The organism is Streptomyces xylophagus, assembly GCF_000716435.1.
Lineage (GTDB): Bacteria > Actinomycetota > Actinomycetes > Streptomycetales > Streptomycetaceae > Streptomyces > Streptomyces xylophagus.
Map to the genome: position 1 here is coordinate 57,702 of NZ_JNWO01000006.1, position 17,079 is coordinate 74,780.

The 17,079-nt window shown below is 68.4% G+C and carries 16 protein-coding genes and 1 tRNA gene; 6 read left to right on the forward strand and 11 right to left on the reverse strand.

Features of this window, described 5'->3' with window-relative positions:
• Nucleotides 1-33: 33 nt before the first annotated feature.
• The 3 genes from OO70_RS13730 to OO70_RS13740 are packed head-to-tail and all read right to left on the reverse strand — an operon-like array spanning nucleotide 34 to nucleotide 3,283.
• A complete protein-coding gene (locus OO70_RS13730; RefSeq protein WP_043669260.1) occupies nucleotides 34-939 on the reverse strand; it encodes a carbohydrate ABC transporter permease in 906 nt (301 codons plus the stop codon).
• Complete coding sequence (locus tag OO70_RS13735; RefSeq protein ID WP_043669263.1) at nucleotides 936-1,964, reverse strand: carbohydrate ABC transporter permease; 1,029 nt, start codon at nucleotides 1,962-1,964, stop codon at nucleotides 936-938. Before OO70_RS13735 ends, OO70_RS13730 begins: the two co-directional genes overlap by 4 nt.
• Nucleotides 1,961-3,283, reverse strand: coding sequence for an ABC transporter substrate-binding protein (locus OO70_RS13740; protein WP_043669265.1), 1,323 nt, complete (start codon nucleotides 3,281-3,283; stop codon nucleotides 1,961-1,963). Before OO70_RS13740 ends, OO70_RS13735 begins: the two co-directional genes overlap by 4 nt.
• A 330-nt stretch (nucleotides 3,284-3,613) precedes the next feature.
• On the opposite strand from OO70_RS13740, the gene OO70_RS13745 reads away from it, so the two are divergent.
• Both OO70_RS13745 and OO70_RS13750 read left to right on the forward strand, forming a co-directional pair.
• Entirely contained in the window at nucleotides 3,614-4,669 is a 1,056-nt protein-coding gene (locus tag OO70_RS13745; RefSeq protein ID WP_043669269.1) for a LacI family DNA-binding transcriptional regulator, read from the forward strand.
• Between the two features lie 30 nt (nucleotides 4,670-4,699).
• Nucleotides 4,700-5,485 (forward strand): serine/threonine-protein kinase, encoded by a 786-nt coding sequence (locus OO70_RS13750; RefSeq protein ID WP_043669271.1) that lies wholly within the window; start codon nucleotides 4,700-4,702, stop codon nucleotides 5,483-5,485.
• On the opposite strand, the gene OO70_RS13755 is transcribed toward OO70_RS13750, so the two are convergent.
• The 5 genes from OO70_RS13755 to OO70_RS13775 form a co-directional block, all read right to left on the reverse strand.
• Nucleotides 5,457-5,960 (reverse strand): GNAT family N-acetyltransferase, encoded by a 504-nt coding sequence (locus OO70_RS13755; RefSeq protein ID WP_043669274.1) that lies wholly within the window; start codon nucleotides 5,958-5,960, stop codon nucleotides 5,457-5,459. The genes OO70_RS13750 and OO70_RS13755 overlap by 29 nt on opposite strands.
• Before the next feature lie 69 nt (nucleotides 5,961-6,029).
• A tRNA-His gene (locus OO70_RS13760) sits at nucleotides 6,030-6,102 on the reverse strand.
• Nucleotides 6,103-6,184: 82 nt separating this feature from the next.
• Complete coding sequence (orn, locus tag OO70_RS13765) at nucleotides 6,185-6,787, reverse strand: oligoribonuclease (protein WP_078651394.1); 603 nt, start codon at nucleotides 6,785-6,787, stop codon at nucleotides 6,185-6,187.
• A 120-nt stretch (nucleotides 6,788-6,907) separates the two neighbouring features.
• Entirely contained in the window at nucleotides 6,908-8,182 is a 1,275-nt protein-coding gene (locus tag OO70_RS13770; protein WP_043669281.1) for a helix-turn-helix domain-containing protein, read from the reverse strand.
• A 377-nt stretch (nucleotides 8,183-8,559) separates the two neighbouring features.
• Nucleotides 8,560-8,880 carry a hypothetical protein gene (locus tag OO70_RS13775; RefSeq protein WP_043669884.1) on the reverse strand — a complete coding sequence of 107 codons (321 nt, stop codon included), beginning with the start codon at nucleotides 8,878-8,880 and terminating at the stop codon, nucleotides 8,560-8,562.
• A 340-nt stretch (nucleotides 8,881-9,220) separates the two neighbouring features.
• On the opposite strand from OO70_RS13775, the gene OO70_RS13780 reads away from it, so the two are divergent.
• Both OO70_RS13780 and OO70_RS13785 read left to right on the forward strand, forming a co-directional pair.
• The gene (locus tag OO70_RS13780; RefSeq protein WP_043669284.1) at nucleotides 9,221-9,748 is read left to right on the forward strand and encodes a universal stress protein; all 528 of its coding nucleotides are present in this window, start codon (nucleotides 9,221-9,223) and stop codon (nucleotides 9,746-9,748) included.
• A 142-nt stretch (nucleotides 9,749-9,890) separates the two neighbouring features.
• On the forward strand, nucleotides 9,891-10,463 hold the full coding sequence (locus tag OO70_RS13785) for a GPR1/FUN34/YaaH family transporter (protein WP_043669287.1): 573 nt from the start codon (nucleotides 9,891-9,893) through the stop codon (nucleotides 10,461-10,463).
• A 148-nt stretch (nucleotides 10,464-10,611) separates the two neighbouring features.
• Here OO70_RS13785 and glmS read toward each other — a convergent pair whose 3' ends face one another.
• Both glmS and OO70_RS13795 read right to left on the reverse strand, forming a co-directional pair.
• Nucleotides 10,612-12,429: a glutamine--fructose-6-phosphate transaminase (isomerizing) gene (gene glmS, locus OO70_RS13790; RefSeq protein ID WP_043669289.1), complete on the reverse strand. Its 1,818-nt coding sequence runs from the start codon at nucleotides 12,427-12,429 to the stop codon at nucleotides 10,612-10,614.
• Nucleotides 12,430-12,443: 14 nt separating this feature from the next.
• On the reverse strand, nucleotides 12,444-12,701 hold the full coding sequence (locus OO70_RS13795) for a hypothetical protein (RefSeq protein ID WP_043669293.1): 258 nt from the start codon (nucleotides 12,699-12,701) through the stop codon (nucleotides 12,444-12,446).
• A 165-nt stretch (nucleotides 12,702-12,866) separates the two neighbouring features.
• Between OO70_RS13795 and OO70_RS13800 the strand changes: the two genes are divergently transcribed.
• A complete protein-coding gene (locus tag OO70_RS13800; protein ID WP_043669296.1) occupies nucleotides 12,867-14,444 on the forward strand; it encodes a purple acid phosphatase family protein in 1,578 nt (525 codons plus the stop codon).
• A 70-nt stretch (nucleotides 14,445-14,514) separates the two neighbouring features.
• Here OO70_RS13800 and OO70_RS13805 read toward each other — a convergent pair whose 3' ends face one another.
• The gene (locus tag OO70_RS13805; RefSeq protein WP_043669301.1) at nucleotides 14,515-15,393 is read right to left on the reverse strand and encodes a DUF4429 domain-containing protein; all 879 of its coding nucleotides are present in this window, start codon (nucleotides 15,391-15,393) and stop codon (nucleotides 14,515-14,517) included.
• 83 nt (nucleotides 15,394-15,476) lie between these two features.
• Here OO70_RS13805 and OO70_RS13810 point away from each other — a divergent pair, with 83 nt between their 5' ends.
• Nucleotides 15,477-17,066, forward strand: coding sequence for a beta-N-acetylhexosaminidase (locus OO70_RS13810; protein ID WP_043669304.1), 1,590 nt, complete (start codon nucleotides 15,477-15,479; stop codon nucleotides 17,064-17,066).
• Nucleotides 17,067-17,079 lie beyond the last annotated feature (13 nt).

Below are 17,079 nucleotides of genomic sequence, written 5' to 3' on the forward strand. Positions count from 1 at the left end.
ACGGACGTAGCACACGAGCGAAATGACGGAGCGTCAGCCCTTGACCGCGCCCTGCATGATTCCCCCCACGATCTGCTTGCCGAAGAGGAGGAAGGCGATCAGCAGCGGCAGCGTACCGAGCAGCGCGCCCGCCATGATCACCGACTGGTCGGGGATGTAACCGGTACCGAGGGAGTTCAGGGCGACCTGGACGGTCGGGTTCTGCTGGTTGAGGGCGATGATCGGCCAGAGGAAGTCGTTCCAGGCCATCACGAAGGTCAGGAGGCCCAGCACCGCCATCGCGGGGCGTGCCGCCGGGAAGACCACGTGCCACACCACCCGCAGGCTGCTCGCGCCGTCCACCCGCGCCGCCTCGATCAGTTCTGTCGGCAGCGCCTGTACCAGGTACTGGCGCATGAAGAACGTACCGAAGGCGCTGACCAGGGTCGGCAGGATGACCGTCTGCAGATGGTTCGACCAGTGCAGGTCCGCCATCCACAAGTACAGCGGTACGACGGCCAGTTGGGGCGGGATCATCATCGTGCCGATGGTCAGCAGGAGCAGCGTGCTGGAGAACCTGAACTTCAGCTTGGCGAAGGCGAAGCCGGCGAGCGTGGAGAACAGGACCGTGCCGATGGTGATGGAGCCCGCGACGACCGTGGAGTTGAACATCGCGGTGCCCATGCCGGCCTGGTCCCAGGCCGTCTGGAGGTTCTTGAACAGGTTCCCGCCGAACCACAGCGGCGGCGGGGTCTGAGCGAGCCGCGTGTTGGTGCGCGAGGCCGCCATCGCCGTCCACACCAGCGGGGCCAGCGAGACCAGCGCGAAGACCACCAGGACGACGTAGGTCAGCGGGCCCGCGTGCATCTGCTTGCCCGCGCCCATCACCCGGCGGCGCGGTGCGCGTGCCGCCGGTACCGGCGCGTGATCCTGAGGGAGTGTCAATTCGCTAGTGGTCATTGGGACTTCCTCAGCCGTCGGGTGAACAGCAGGTTGATCGCGGCGACGATCAGCAGGATCAGGAACATCGACCAGGCGATCGCGGACGCCTTGCCGAGGTTGCCGATGATCCAGCCCTGGTCGTACATGTACAGACCGAGCGTCTGGTACTGGTGCTCGGAGCCGCCCTTCGAACCGCTGACCCCGCCGAACAGCAGGGGCTCGCCGAAGAGTTGGGTCGCGCCGATGGTGGAGACGACCACGGTGAAGAGGATGGTGGGGCGCAGCTGGGGGATCGTCACGTGGCGGAACTGCTGCCAGCGGTTGGCGCCGTCGATCGCCGCCGACTCGTACAGGTCGGCCGGGATCGCCTGCATCGCCGCGAGATAGATCAGCGCGTTGTACCCCGTCCACCGCCAGATCACGATCGACGACACTGCGAACTGCGAACCCCACGTGGACTCACGCCAGTTGATGGCATTGACGCCGACGAAGTGCAGCAGCCAGTTGACCATGCCGCCGTCCCACGAGTACAGCAGCGTGAAGACGAGGGTCGCCGCGGCCACCGAGGTGGCGTACGGAGTGAGCATCACGACCCGCCACACGGTCGAGCCGCGCAGCCGGTAGTTGAGCAGATGCGCGATCCCGATCGCCATCAACAGCTGTGGCACGGTGGAGATCAGCCCGATGGTGAACGTGTTCTTCAGGGCGTTCCAGAAGAAGTCCGAGGACAACAGGTTCCGGTAATTGTCCAGCCCCGCCCACGTCTTGTGGTCCAGCGACGACAACTGCACGTTGTGCAGCGAGTACCAGGCCGTGTACAGCAGCGGGATGAGGCCGAAGGCCCCGAAGATGATGAAGAAGGGGGAGATGAACGCGTACGGCGACGCCTTCATGTCCCAGCGGTACAGCCGGCTCCGCCACGAACTCGGGCCGGGCGCCGGCGTACCGCGACCACCGGCACCGCGGGCCGCGCCCGGCTGGTTGCCGGGCGCGGCGCCGGAGCCCGGCGCGGGGTGTGCGAGGGCCTGCTTGGAGCTGCTCACTGCCCGAGCACGTCCTTGATCTCCTTGGTGGCGGCGCTCCATCCCTGGGCCGGGGTCTTGCCCTTCTGCTCCACCTGGAGGATGCCGACGTCAGTGATCGCGGTACCGATCGGCTGGTCCTTGATGCCGAAGACCTGCACCGGGATGGTCTTCGCCGAGTCGGAGAAGATCTGCGTGATCGGCGCGTTCGAGAAGTAGGCCGTCGTGGCCGCGGCCGGCTTCAGGTTCGGGTACGCCGCCGGGGTGGACGGGAAGCTGGCCTGCTTGGCGAAGACCTTCTCCTGCTGCTCCGGCGCGGTCAGCCACTTCGCCAGCGCCACGGCGTCGGCCTGGTGCTTGGTCGCCGTGGGAACCCCGAGGAACGAACCGCCCCAGTTGGCCGCGGTCGGCGCCGCCGCCACGTCCCAGTTGCCGCTGCCGGCGGTGCCGGCCTTCTCCTGGATGTAGCCCATCATCCAGGCGGGGCAGGCCACCGTGGCGAAGCTGGCGTTGGCGAAGCCCTGGTCCCAGGTCGGGTCGAACTGCTTCAGCTTCGCCGACATGTTGCTGGTCGCGACCTCCATCGCCGCGTTCCAAGCCGCCTTCACACCGGTCGACTTGTCCCAGATGACGTTGCCGTCCTTGTCGTAGTACCGCTGGCTCTCGCCGCCGATGGCCGCGTTGTAGACGGACGACGCGGAGTCCACGAACTTGGTGCCCTTGGGCGCCTTCTTCATGTAGTCCTTGCCGACGTTGACGTACTTCGTCCAGTCGCCCTTCCACAGGGCGGCGAGCTGGGTGCGGTCGGTGGGCAGACCGGCCTTCTTGAAGAGGTCCTTGCGGTAGCAGATCGCCATCGGGCCGGTGTCGGTGCCGAGGCCTATCTGCTTGCCGTCCTTGGTGGTGGCCTGGGCGTTCTTCCAGGGCAGCCACTGGGACTTGTCGACGTCCTTGCCGAGGTCGACGAACTTGTCGGCCTGCGTCTGCACGGCCTCGGTGATGTTGCCGACCTCGATGGCCTGGATGTCGTCGGTGCCCGAACCGGCCTGGAGCCGGGTGAGGACCTTCGGCCAGTACACGTCGGTACGGGTGGTGACGTCTTCCTTGATGGTGATGTTCGGGTGGAGCTTCATGTACTCGTCGTACAGACCGGCCTGCTTGTAGCCGAAGACGCCGAAGGTACCGACGGTCAGCGTGGTCTTGCCCTTGGAAGTGCCGCCGCTCGAATTCGACGAGGTGTCGTTCGAGTCACTGGAGCAGCCGGCCAGCACCCCTGTGGTCAGTGCGGCGACGGCCGCGAGGGCCATCAGCCGATGGGACCGTCGGGTACTCGTGCGCATTGCGTCCTCCTGTTGCCTGACGTGCCGACCCCCCGGCCAACTGCATTGTTGGGCCCGTTAGTTCACGCTGCGGCTCGGGCGGGGAACGTGCGGGATGTGTATGTGTCAGGTACCGTGGGAGCGCTCCCACCGGTGATGTGTTGAAGAGTCGTCGGTTCGCGCGGGGGTGTCAAGGGAGCGGACGCGGAGAGATGCGTTCAGTTATTCGTCTGTTAGCTAACTGTGCGAGAGGCGGGGATTCGGCCGGAGGCGGGACTCCTCACGCCCCTCTTCCCTGATCAGGACTGTTACATTCCAGGCCAACGGGTGGGTCGACAGGAGGCGGAGCCAATGGCAGGCCACGGAGCGCGGAGCCGGAGTGGCGGCCGGCCGACCCTGGAGGAGGTCGCGGCGCGCGCCGGTGTGGGCCGCGGCACGGTCTCCCGGGTGATCAACGGTTCGCCAAGAGTCAGCGACGCGACCCGCGCGGCGGTGGAGGCGGCGGTGGCGGAGCTGGGCTACGTCCCCAACACCGCCGCACGTGCGTTGGCCGCGAACCGCACCGACGCCATCGCCCTCGTCGTCCCCGAGCCGGAGACCCGCTTCTTCGCGGAACCGTACTTCTCGGACATGCTCAAGGGCGTAGGCGCCGAACTCTCGGAAACCGAGATGCAGTTGCTGCTGATCTTCGCCGGCAGCGACCGCGAACGGCAGCGCCTGGCCCAGTACTTGGCGGCGCACCGGGTCGACGGTGTGTTGCTCGTGTCCGTCCACGCGGACGACCCGCTTCCCGATCTGCTGGCGCAACTGGAAATCCCGGCGGTGATCAGCGGCCCGAGGTCGGCGGCGGAGACGTTGACGTCGGTCGACTCGGACAACTACGGAGGCGCGCGCTCCGCCGTGGAACACCTGCTGTCCCGAGGCCGCACACGCATCGCCCACATCACCGGCCGCCTCGACGTATACGGCGCCCAGCGCCGCGTCGACGGCTACCGCGAGGCACTCCTCGACGCGGGCCACGAGGTGGACGAACACCTCATCCAGCCGGGCGACTTCACGGAGGAGGGCGGCCGACGCGCGATGAAGGAACTGCTGGCCCGCCGCCCCGACGTCGACGCGGTCTTCGCCGGCTCGGACGTCATGGCGGCCGGCGCCCGCCAGGTGCTGCGCGAGGAGGGCCGCGTCATCCCCGACGACGTCGCCCTCGTCGGCTACGACGACTCCGCCATTGCCCGCCACATGGACCCACCCCTCACCAGCGTCCGCCAGCCCATCGAGGAAATGGGCCGATCGATGATCGACCTGCTGCTCGCGGAAATCGCGGACCGGCGACCGGCCACGTCCCGCGGGTTGGAGCGCCGACAGGCCGTACTGGCAACGGAGTTGGTGATGCGGGCGTCTTCATGAGGGAGCGGTCGCTCGGACAAGCTGTTGCCCATGACCTCCCGTCCCCACCCCCTCCTGTCCGTCGAAGAGATCCCCGCGACCGAGCCCTACCTCCGCACGGTGGGCGAGGTGTTCCGCGCCTTCCGCGAACAGGACTCCGGCTGCGTCTCCTACGGCGTCCAACTCCCGGACGGTGAGCGCTGGTTCGTCAAGGAGGCGACAACACCCCCCGCACAGGCCTCACTTGACCGCGCCTGGGCCTTCCACCGCGCGGTACGCCACCCGGCGATCGTCCCGCACCTGCACCGCATCACCGTGACGGACGGCGGCCGTACGGCGGTGGTCATGCCCTGGCGCCCCGGCGAGTCCCTCTACGGCCCCGCCCGCGCCCGCTTCCGCGCCCTGCCCCTCGCCTCCGTGCTCCGCGCCGTCGACCGCGTCCTGGACGCGCACCTCGCGGTGGAGGCGGCGGGGATGGTGGCGGTCGATCTGTACGACGGCGCGTTCCTGTACGACTTCTTTGGCGACGTGCTCCACCTCGTCGACCTCGACGAGTACCGCCCCGGCCCCTTCGCCCTCCAGGACGACCGCCTCCCGGGTTCGGCCCGCTTCATGGCCCCCGAGGAGTGGCACCGCGGCGCCCGCATCGACATCCGTACGACGGTCTACGCCCTCGGCCGGACCGCCCGGCTCCTTCTGGACGCCGGTGACGGTGAGCGCGCCTGGCGGGGTACGGCGGGTCAACTCGCCGTCCTGGAAAGGGCGACCCGTGCCGATCCCGCCGAACGGTTCGAGGGTGTGCGGGAGTTCATGGACGCGTGGCGCGCCGCCACCTGATCTCGCCGTCCTGCCACTCGTCGGTCGGCGTCAGGCCTGCCGCCGTGGCGACCGCCGCGGATGCCCGGTGGTCCGGGTGGATGTGCGCCACGATCGTAGAGACATCCTGCTCTTCGAGCCATGACACCAGGCCCTGCGCCGCCTCGCTCGCCAGGCCGCGCCCCTGCCAGGGTGCCCCGACCACCCAGGCGATCTCCGCGACCGACCCCGCCTCCGTGATCGTCGCCTGGACCGTGCCCACCAGGCAGCCCTCCGAGCGCAGCCGCAGGACCCAGTTGCACCAGGTGACGGCAGGGTCGGGGGAGCCGGCGGCGAGGCGTTCGTAGCGGGTTCGCAGGGCGTCCGGAGTCAGCGGTTCGCCGCCGATGAAGGTGTGGAGGGACGGGGAGGAGAGGACCGTCGCCATTTCCGCCGCGTGGGCCGCGCTCAGCGGGACGAGATCCAGGCGGGCGGTGCCGGTGAGTTCGATGTCCATTGCAGGCAGGCTCCGGGGAAACGAATCAGCCGGTGACTCCGTTTCCGGAGTCACCGGCTGATTACTCAGGGTGAGTGACGGGACTTGAACCCGCGACTTCCTGGACCACAACCAGGTGCTCTACCAGCTGAGCTACACCCACCATGCCCGGTCGTTCACTCAGAAAGTTTCCGACCGGCCGAGAAAAAGTGTACAGGGTCCGAAGGGGTGCTCGCGCACGCCTTTTACGAGGTGGGCAGGACGTGCTTCGCGGCGATCGTGCGGGCCGTGTCGGAGTCGGGGCCGGGCTGCGGGACGAAGATCGCCTCGCGGTAGTAGCGCAGCTCGGCGATGGATTCGCGGATGTCGGCGAGGGCGCGGTGGTTGCCCTTTTTCTCGGGGCTGTTGAAGTACGCCCGGGGGTACCAGCGCCGGGCCAGTTCCTTCACCGAGGAGACGTCCACGATGCGGTAGTGGAGGTACTCCTCCAGGGTCGGCATGTCACGGAGGAGGAAACCGCGGTCGGTGCCGACCGAGTTGCCGCACAACGGGGCCTTGCCGGGCTCCTTGACGTGCTCCCGGATGTACGCCAGGACCAGCTCCTCGGCGTCGGCCAGCGTCGTACCGCCGGCCAACTCGTCGAGCAGGCCGGATGCGGTGTGCATCTGGCGTACTACGTCCGGCATCGTCTCCAGCGCCTGGTCCGGCGGGCGGATGACGATGTCCACCCCTTCGCCGAGCACGTTCAGCTCGGAGTCGGTGACGAGGGCGGCCACCTCGATGAGAGCGTCGTCGGACAGCGAGAGGCCGGTCATCTCGCAGTCGATCCACACCATGCGATCGTTCATGTGTCTAACCTTAAGGTGCGCGCCGCTCAGCTGAGCCGACCCTGCGGTGACCTTGTGGTGCGGGCGCACGCGCAGACCCCCGGAGATCCCCTCACGGAGACCTCCGGGAGCATGCGGTTGCTACGTCGCGCTCCGCTGACCGGGCAGACTCGCGGCCCGGCTTGTGGCGTACGCCTCACGGCCGTTCTCCGCCGACGAGGCGGAGGAGGCCGACGCGGACGCCGCCGCCGACGACAGCGCACTCGCCGCCGCCCGACGCGACTGCATCGGAACCGGGCCCTCCGGGTGCAGCGAAGGAGGCAGCCCCGCCGGACCCAGGGACCCCGGACCGCCGGGCTGACCGGGAGCGCCGTCGCCGTCCACCTGCTTGTCGCCCTGGGGCCTGCGGGCGCGGTACGCGGCCCGGTAGGCGGCCGGCGACGAGCCCAACTGGCGCCGGAAATGGCCGCGCAGGGCCACCGGCGAGCGGAAGCCGCAGCGCCCCGCGACCTCGTCCACCGAGTAGTCCGACGTCTCCAGCAGACGCTGCGCCTGGAGCACCCGCTGCGTGATCAGCCACTGCAGGGGAGCGCTCCCGGTGAGCGAGCGGAAGCGGCGGTCGAACGTACGCCTGCTCATGTACGCGCGTGCCGCCAGCGTCTCCACGTCGAACTGTTCGTGGAGGTGCTCCAGCGCCCAGGCGACGACCTCCGCGAGCGGGTCGGCGCCGATCTCCTCTGGTAAAGACCGATCGAGGTAGCGCTCCTGACCGCCGCTTCGGCGCGGGGGGACCACCAGGCGCCGGGCGAGCGCGCCGGCCGCCTCGTTGCCGTGGTCCGTCCGCACGATGTGGAGACAGAGATCGATTCCGGCCGCCGTACCGGCGGACGTCAGTACGTCTCCGTCGTCGACGAAGAGTTCCCGTGGATCCACGTGCACCGACGGATAGCGCTTGGCCAGCGTCGGCGCGTACATCCAGTGGGTGGTCGCGGGACGGCCGTCCAGCAGGCCCGCCGCAGCCAGCACGAAGGCGCCGGTGCACAGGCCGACTATGCGGGCCCCTTCTTCGTGCGCCCGGCGAATCGCGTCGAGCGCCTCCTCCGGCGGTGGCGAGGTGATCGACCGCCAGGCCGGCACGACGACGGTGCCCGCCCGCGAGATCGCTTCCAAGCCATGCGGTGTGGTGAGTTCCAGCCCTCCGGTGGTGCGCAGCGGGCCTTCTTCGCCGCCGCACACAAGGAGGCGGTAGCGCGGAACTCCGGCGTCCTGCCGGTCGATTCCGAACACCGACAGCGGTATGGAACTCTCGAAGATGGGGCCGCCGCTGAACAGCAGCACCGCGACGATCTCCTTGCGGCGTCGCCCGGAAAGCTTCCGGGCCGCGGCTTCCGGCGCGGCAGTGGAGTCGTGGCTCATACTGCTAAGCCCCCCTCGGTGGTCGCGGCTCCTCGGTTGTGTCGCTCCTGCACGTTTCCCCTCGGTCCTGCACGAGTCCCCCGCCGTAAGACGTCAAGATCGAATCTACTGTGTCCAGTGGTGCCGGGGTGACCAGTTCGGCAACCGGCACATTGTCGACATGGCAACTTGGCGTGAAGCATTCGATCACGAAGCGTTGCACTCGTGGGCCGTGCAGGGAAGTGCGCCTCGTCGTAGTGGCCAATCCCCGTAGGGTGCGCAGGGCCTCCCAGACCCTTTCGGTGCAGGTGGAACGGGGGTTGGGGGGTGGTTCGGACAACAGATGCGCGGTGGCCGGAAGTTGGCTGAAAAGCGTCGGGCGCGTGCGCGGAAACCGGTCAGTCGACCGGTGTACTTCCCCCGGCGTGCCGCCCGCCCCTGTGCGCCCCCGCCCCGGCCCGGTGCCGGTGGCCGCGGTGCGGGGGGTGTTCTTCGGCCAGCAGCCGGGCCGTGCCCCGCTCGGACCGGCGCAGCAGCACCCGGCAGGCGGCGGTGACGGCCGCGAGACCCAGGGCCGTACCGGTGGCGCCGGCGAGCGAGGTGCCGTACCAGAGGAGGACGAGGGGGACGAGGACGCAGCTGAAGACCGCCCAGCGGACCACGTCGGTCGCGGTGTCCGCGCTGGGGTGTGCCTCGGAGGTCGTGCGGTGTCCGGACATGGCGTGCTCCCTGGGGCGGTGGCTCGCCGGGTTCAACGCGTGTTCGATGCGTCGGTCACTGTAGGGCAGCCGATGGATGGACACGGACAGATGGATGGACACGGACAGTCCGCGGATAAGTGAATCCTGTGCAAACCGCCTGTACGGGGCAGCAACCATTGCGTTACGGGCGCCCCCTCGTGCATGCTCCGGGGAACTCCGCCGGAGCGTGTGCGGGATATGGGCTAAGGAGGAGTGCCGCCGTACCCTTGGGGGTATGGGGTTGGGAAGATGATTCCCGGACACAGCTCCGCCGCACACTGTTGTCCCCTCCCAAGAGGATCAAAAAGCCGAGACATCCATGGCCGGTCACGAATCTTTCGAACCCGCGGACCGCAAGCGGCCCGTCGCCGATCCCACGGCGGCCGAGCCCCTGGCGGCGGAAGAGCCACGTCATTCCTGCGATCCCGCCTTCAAACACGGCGTGGTCGTCGGCTTCGACGGCTCCACTTCCAGTGAGCGTGCCCTCGCGTACGCCATCGGCATGGCCCACCGTTCCGGCTCGGGCCTGGTCATCGTGCATGTCGCCAACCGGCTGCCCACGACTGTCTGGGCGGGGTGTGAGCCACCCGTCTTTGTGGACGTGCCGGATCACCGCACCGAGGTGCTGGGTCTTGAGCTGGCGTGCGCCGAGTACCTCGCCGAAGTGCCCTGGATTCTCGTCGAGCGCGGTGGTGACATCTGCCACGAACTCGAAGAGGTGGGGCGGGAGTACGAGGCGGACGCGATCGTCGTCGGCTCGACCCACGGGATCGTCGGGCGGATCTTCGGGTCCGTCGCGGGGCGGCTCGCCAAGCGGGCGAAGCGGCCTGTCGTCGTCATCCCGTAAGGCGTAGGTCCACATTCCGTAAGTCGTAGGTCCAACTCGCCGGGCGGCTCCGAATTCACTGCTGTGCAGAGGTGTTTGTGTCCTTGTGAAGGGCATATATCGGTCACACCGCACAACCGCACATGCATGAAGGGAGCCCGCCGTGGACAATGACGTCTCTGCGGGAAGCACGGGAAGCACCACGACTATCGTCGGCCGACTCGCCCTGGGAATCACCCTGTTGGCCTTCGGGCTGGGGTACACCGATGTCATCAACGGAGTGTCGGTATCTGACTCCGTGTCACTCGCCCACTACGTAGGCGGAGTTGCGCTCTTCGTCGCCGGGTTGTTCGCGTTCCGCGACGGCGACACCGCCACCGGTACGGCGTTCTCGGCCTTCGGGGCGCTCTGGTTCACCTGGGCCGTCAGCGCGGGGGGCTCCGCCTCGTCCAACGCGGCGGGGTTGTTCCTGGTCCTGTTCGCCCTGGTCGCTCTCTCGGTGACTCTCGCGGGTGGGGACCAACTCACCCAGGGGACCTACGGGTTGTTCTTCGTCTCCCTTGTGCTGCTTGCCATTGCGCAGTTCGCCGGTAACGACGGGCTGGGCAAGGTCGGTGGGTGGTTCGGTGTCGCTGCGGGGGCTGTTGCCTGGTATTCGGCGACTGCTGCGTTGGCTCACTGGCCGACCGTTCTTCCGCGGCGGGCTGCTGGTCGGGGCGTGACGGCCACCAGTTGACCGGCAGTTGGAAAGGCCCCCCACGTGTATGAGGCACACGTGGGGGGCCTTTCCGTGGGGTGGCCTCTGCAGGCCGGTGGGGGCTTGTCGCGCCCACGCGGCGGAGCCGCAAATTGGCACAGCCCCGCGCCCCTAAAAGATAAAAGCCCTACTCGACCGTGACTGACTTCGCGAGGTTCCTCGGCTTGTCGATGTCCCGCCCTAGCGCCAACGCCGTGTGATATGCGAGGAGTTGAAGAGGAATCCCCATCAGGATGGGATCCAACTCGTCCTCGTTCTTCGGGACGACGATCGTCTGGTCGGCCTTTTCCTGGTGTTGGTGGGCCACCGCGAGGATGCGGCCGCTGCGGGCCTTGATCTCCTCCAGGGCCGCGCGGTTCTTCTCCAACAAGTCGTCGTCCGGGACGATCGCCACCGTGGGGAGGGCGGGCTCGATGAGGGCGAGGGGGCCGTGCTTCAGCTCGGAGGCGGGGTAGGCCTCGGCGTGGATGTACGAGACCTCCTTGAGCTTGAGGGATGCCTCGCGGGCCACCGGGTAGCCCCGGACGCGGCCGATGAACAGCATCGAGCGGGCCTCGGCGTACTCGGCCGCCAGCTTCTTGATCTCGTCCTCGCGGTCGAGGATCTCGGAGATCTGGGCCGGCAGCTTGCGCAGACCCTCGATGATGCGCTTGCCGTCACGGACCGAGAGGTCACGGGTGCGGCCGAGGTGCAGCGCCAACAGGGCGAACGCCACTGTGGTGTTGGTGAAGCACTTGGTCGAGACGACACAGACCTCGGGGCCCGCGTGCACGTACATGCCGCCGTCCGCCTCGCGGGCGATCGCAGAGCCGACGACGTTCACCACGCCGAGGACCCGCGCGCCCTTGCGCTTCAGCTCCTGGACCGCAGCGAGGACGTCGTACGTCTCACCGGACTGGGAGACCGCGATGTAGAGGGTGTCGGGGTCCACGACCGCGTTGCGGTAGCGGAACTCCGAAGCCGGCTCGGCGTCCGCGGGGATGCGGGCCAGCTCCTCGATCAGCTGGGCGCCGATCATGCCCGCGTGGTACGAGGTGCCGCAGCCGAGGATCTTCACGCGGCGGATCTGCCGGGCCTCGCGGGCGTCCAGGTTCAGGCCGCCGAGGTGCACGGTGGAGAACCGGTCGTCGATACGGCCGCGCAGCACGCGGTCCACGGCGTCGGCCTGCTCGAAGATCTCCTTGTGCATGTACGTGTCGTGGCCGCCCATGTCGTAGGAGGCGGCCTCCCACTCGACGGTGGTCGGCTCGGACGTCGTCCGCGTGCCCTCGGTGGTGTATGTCCGGAAGTCGTCGGCCTTGAGGGTCGCCATCTCGCCGTCGTCGAGGGTCACTATCTGGCGTGTGTGCGTCACCAGTGCGGCGATGTCCGAGGCTACGAACATCTCCTTCTCGCCGATGCCGAGGACCACCGGGGAGCCGTTTCGAGCCACAACGATGCGGTCGGGGAAGTCGGCGTGCAGAACGGCGATGCCGTACGTCCCCTCGATCACCCGGAGGGCCTGGCGGACCTTCTCCTCCAGGGTCTCCGCCTGGGAGCGGGCGATGAGGTGGGTGAGGACCTCGGTGTCGGTCTCGGAGAGGAACTCGACGCCGTCCGCCTCGAGCTTCTTCCTCAGCTCGGAGGCGTTGTCGATGATGCCGTTGTGGACTACGGCGACCTTGTTGTCGGCCGACAGGTGCGGGTGGGCGTTCACGTCGGAGGGGGCGCCGTGCGTGGCCCAGCGGGTGTGGGCGATGCCGGTGGTGCCCTTGAAGCGCGCCGGGACCTTGGCCTCCAGGTCACGGACCCGGCCCTTGGCCTTGACCATCTTCAGGCCGGCGGCCTTCGGGGTCGTCACGACGATGCCCGCGGAGTCGTAGCCGCGGTATTCCAGCCGCTGCAGACCCTCCAGCAGAAGCGGAGCAACGTCACGCTTGCCGATGTATCCGACGATTCCGCACATATATATACGTATTCCTAGCCGTAGACGATCCGGCGCAGCTGCCGGAGGGTGAGCTCCGGCGGGGCCACGGCCCGGTATTTCAGGTCCGCCGCGATCCGGTCGAAGATCGTCGCGTTGACCAGGCCCTGGGCCTGGAGTTCGCGGTGGCGGCGACGGACGTACTCCTCGGTCGTCTCGTCGAAGTAGGCGAGCACGTCCTGGATCACCCGCAGTGCCTCGCCCCGGTTGAGGGTCGTGGAGCGTGTCAGATGATCAACGAGTTCGTCGTGCACCCGGATGATCCTGGGGCACCGCAGGGCGGTTTGCAAGAATCCTGCCCGATATCGGGCAACCGGCTGTTGAAAGTCTTATGGGGCTCTGTTCGTAAGCTGTCCATCCTGTGTCTTGCGCCCCGTTGCTCATATGGACGAGTTTCAGTCGCCATGGACATTCCTCGTATGGGAGTACCCGAAGAGCTCGCCGAGCGCATGAGCATGGCGGAGCAGCACGAGTACCTACGCTCTAAATTCTCGCGGCGCACGATGATCAGAGGCGGTGCCGTGACCCTCGGCGCCGTCGCCGGTGGCGTGTTCGTACCGGGCGCGGTCGCCCAGGCGGCCGTCCCCAGCCAGGCCTCCGCCACCTATGCCTCCACCTCCACCGAGTCGATCGACGGGGCCCTCGTCTCCCCGTTCGGCCGCCACCTCGCGTTCGGCAACGACCCGAGCTCCGAGGTCACGGTCTCCTGGCAGGTCCCGACCAACGTCAAGAAGCCGTTCGTCCGCATAGGCGCGCACCCCTGGGACCTCTCCCGCAAGATCGAGGCCGAGGTGCGCACGCTCTACACCCCGGCGGGCGTCGGCGCGAGCGGCGACCACACCCAGTACTACCTGCACGCCAAGCTCACGCACCTGCGTCCGGGCAAGACGTACTACTACGGCGTCGGTCACGCGGGCTTCGACCCGGCCGAGGCCCACCTGCTCGGCACGCTGGGCACCTTCAGGACGGCCCCCGACCGCGCCGTGCCGTTCACCTTCACGGCCTTCGGCGACGAGGGCGTCGGCTACCACGGCCTGGCCAACAACAGCCTGCTGCTGGGCCAGAACCCGGCCTTCCACCTGCACGCCGGCGACATCTGCTACGCCGACCCGGCCGGTGCGGGCAAGACCGCCGACACCGGCTTCGACTCGCGCGTCTGGGACCAGTTCCTCGCGCAGACCGAGTCGGTCGCCAAGTCCGTGCCGTGGATGCCCGCCTACGGCAACCACGACATGGAGGCCTGGTACTCGCCCAACGGCTACGGCGGCGAGGACGCCCGCTGGAACCTCCCGGACAACGGCCCCGACAAGACGAACCTGCCGGGCGTCTACTCCTTCGTCTACGGCAACACGGCGATCATCTCGCTCGACGCCAACGACGTGTCCTTCGAGATCCCGGCCAACCTCGGCATCTCCGGCGGCACCCAGACGACGTGGCTCGAGGGGCAGCTCAAGAAGTTCCGCGCGTCCAAGGACATCGACTTCGTGGTGATCTTCTTCCACCACTGCGCGTACTGCACCTCCACCGCGCACTCCTCGGAGGGGGGAGTGCGCAACGAGTGGGTGCCACTGTTCGAGAAGTACACGGTGGACCTGGTCATCAACGGCCACAACCACCAGTACGAGCGCACCGACGTCATCAAGAAGAACGCCGTCGTCAAGAAGCTGCCGATCGGCGGCACGGCGTACCCGGAGACCGAGGGTGTCGTCTACGTGACGGCGGGCGCGGCCGGCCGCAGCCTGTACGCGTTCTCCGCCCCGGACTCCTACGAGGGTCACGTCGCCGACGTCGACTCGGTCGCCGCCTTCATCAACACGAAGGACGGCAAGGTCAACGAGACGGTCGCCTGGTCGCGCGTGCGCTACCTCAACTACTCGTTCCTCCGCGTGGACGTCGAGCCCGCCCACAAGGGCCGTACGACCACCCTGACGGTCCGCGGCATCGCCGAGACCGGCGCCGAGATCGACCGCTTCACGGTCGCCCGCAAGGCCAAGTAACTCCCGTCACGGCCACGTGACTTCCGTCGTACGCCCGGAAGGCAGGGCGTAGGCACACCGCAGGCGGTCCTCAGATGCGTTTGAGGACCGCCTGTTTGGCCATCGCGAACTCCTCGTCCGTCAGCACCCCGTCACGGTGCAGCTCACCCAGTTCACGCAACCGCCGCAGCAGCGCGTCGTGGCCGTCCTCCGTCGCGGCCGCCAACTGCCCTGCGGGTTCAGGCTGTTCAGGCCGTACGTCCGTCTCGGCGGCGGGGTGCGGGAGCCGGGCCTGTACGGCCGCGGCGACCAGGGCCATCAGCGGGTCCTTCTTGAAGCCCCACAACTCGACTGAGTTGGGGTCGTACTTGGGCGGCGCCTTCGTCGGCGCGCTGCGCACCGAGAAGCGGATGTAGCCGTTCTCCAGACCGGCCGACGGACGCCACTCCACGCCGACGAGATCCGTGACGGCGAGAGTGCGGGCGCCGGCCGCCGACTTGGCGTCCTCGGTCTTCCAGTTCCACTCCAGCCGTACGTGCTCGCCGTCGAAGCTCGCGGTGCCGTCACCGGCGGACACGGACAGCGGCACGGCCGGGCCCGGCAGCAGATACGCGTCCACCGGGTCGGCCGGTACGCGGTCGAGCAGCAGGGCGCTCCGCACCTCGTCCACGAAGTACTCGGCGACGCCGTACCGGTCCGACTCGACGGGGAGCTGATAGGGGTCGTCGCCCTCGGCGAGGCGGCCGCCGGTGGCGTGCAGCAGCGGGTCGGCGCCGTCGCGCAGCCGCAGTCGCAGCCGCCCCGACTTCCGGCCCTGCTCGAACGAGACGCCTGCCAACGCCCCCAGCGGGACGACGAGTTCACCCAGGGTTCTGCGGAACAGTCCGACGTTCTTGTCCCGGCCGGGAGTCAGCCGCAGGGCGTCGCCGTCGAAGATCCAGGTGCCGTCCTTCTGGATGATTTCCGCCATGGGAGGGATTGTTCCACCGGTCAGACGACAGAATGGTCTGTACCTGTCCGGCTTCAAGGAAGGCACGGCTTGTGAGACACCTTGTGAGACAGCGCCACAGAACGACCCGCCTCCTCGGTTCGCTGCTGCTCGTCGCCGCCGCGAGCGTGTCCGTCGTCGGCGCCGCACCGCCTGCCGGGGCCGCCGCCGTCACCCCGCTGGGCCGGGTGGTCCCGGCGCCCGCGTCCGTCACCCCCGGCGGACAGCCGTACCGGATCACGAGCGCCACCCGTATCCGCGTGGGCGAGTCACGCGAGTCCCGCCGGATCGGCGAGTACCTCGCAGGCATCCTGCGCCCCTCCACCGGTTACCGGCTGCCGGTCACCTCGCGGGGCAAGGGAGGCATCCAACTCCGGCTGGCCAAGGGCACGTTCGGCGCCGAGGGCTACCGGCTCGTCAGCGGGGCCTCCGGTGTCACCATCACCGCGAGCAGGCCCGCAGGCCTCTTCCACGGCGTCCAGACCCTGCGCCAACTCCTGCCCGCCGCCGTCGAGAAGAACTCCGTGCAGCGCGGCCCCTGGCAGATCGCGGGCGGCACCATCGAGGACTCTCCGCGCTACGCCTACCGCGGCGCCATGCTCGACGTCTCCCGGCACTTCTTCACGGTCGCCCAAGTCAAGCGCTACATCGACCAGTTGGCCCTCTACAAGATCAACGAACTGCACCTGCACCTCAGTGACGACCAGGGCTGGCGCATCGCGATCAACTCCTGGCCCCGCCTCGCGACTTACGGCGGCTCGACCGAGGTCGGCGGCGGCAGCGGCGGCTACTACACGAAGGATGACTACAAGGAGATCGTCCGCTACGCCGCCTCCCGCTATCTCGAAGTAGTCCCCGAGATCGACATGCCCGGCCACACCAACGCGGCCCTCGCCTCCTACGCCGACCTGAACTGCGACGGCGTGGCACCCCCGCTGTACACCGGCACGGACGTCGGCTTCAGCTCGCTGTGTGTCGGCAAGGACCTCACCTACGGCTTCGTGGACGACGTGGTCCGCGAGCTGGCCGCGCTCACCCCGGGCCGGTATCTCCACATCGGCGGCGACGAGGCGCACTCCACCAGCCATGAGGACTACGTCAAGTTCATGGACCGGGTGCAGCCGATCGTCACCAAGTACGGCAAGACGGTGATCGCCTGGCACCAGATCACCGGAGCCCACCCCGTGAAGGGCGCCCTCGCCCAGTACTGGGGTCTCGACGACACCGACGCCGCCGAGAAGGCACAGGTCGCCGAGGCCGCGAAGAACGGCACCGGGCTGATCCTCTCGCCCGCCGACCGGGTCTACCTCGACATGAAGTACACCGAGGACACCCCGCTCGGCCAGGACTGGGCGGGGCTCGTCGAGGTGAAGCGGTCCTACGACTGGGACCCGGGCAACTACCTTGCCGGGGTGCCGAGTTCGGCGATCCGTGGGGTCGAGGCGCCGCTGTGGTCGGAGACCATCGTGACCGACGCCAACATCCAGTACATGGCCTTCCCCAGGCTGCCGGGCGTCGCCGAGCTGGGCTGGTCGCCGGCCTCGACGCACGACTGGGACACGTACAAGGTGCGACTCGCGGCACAGGCCCCGCGCTGGGACGCGCTCGGGATCGACTACTACCGGTCGCCCCAAGTCCCGTGGCCCGCAGGCTAGTCGAGCTGTATTT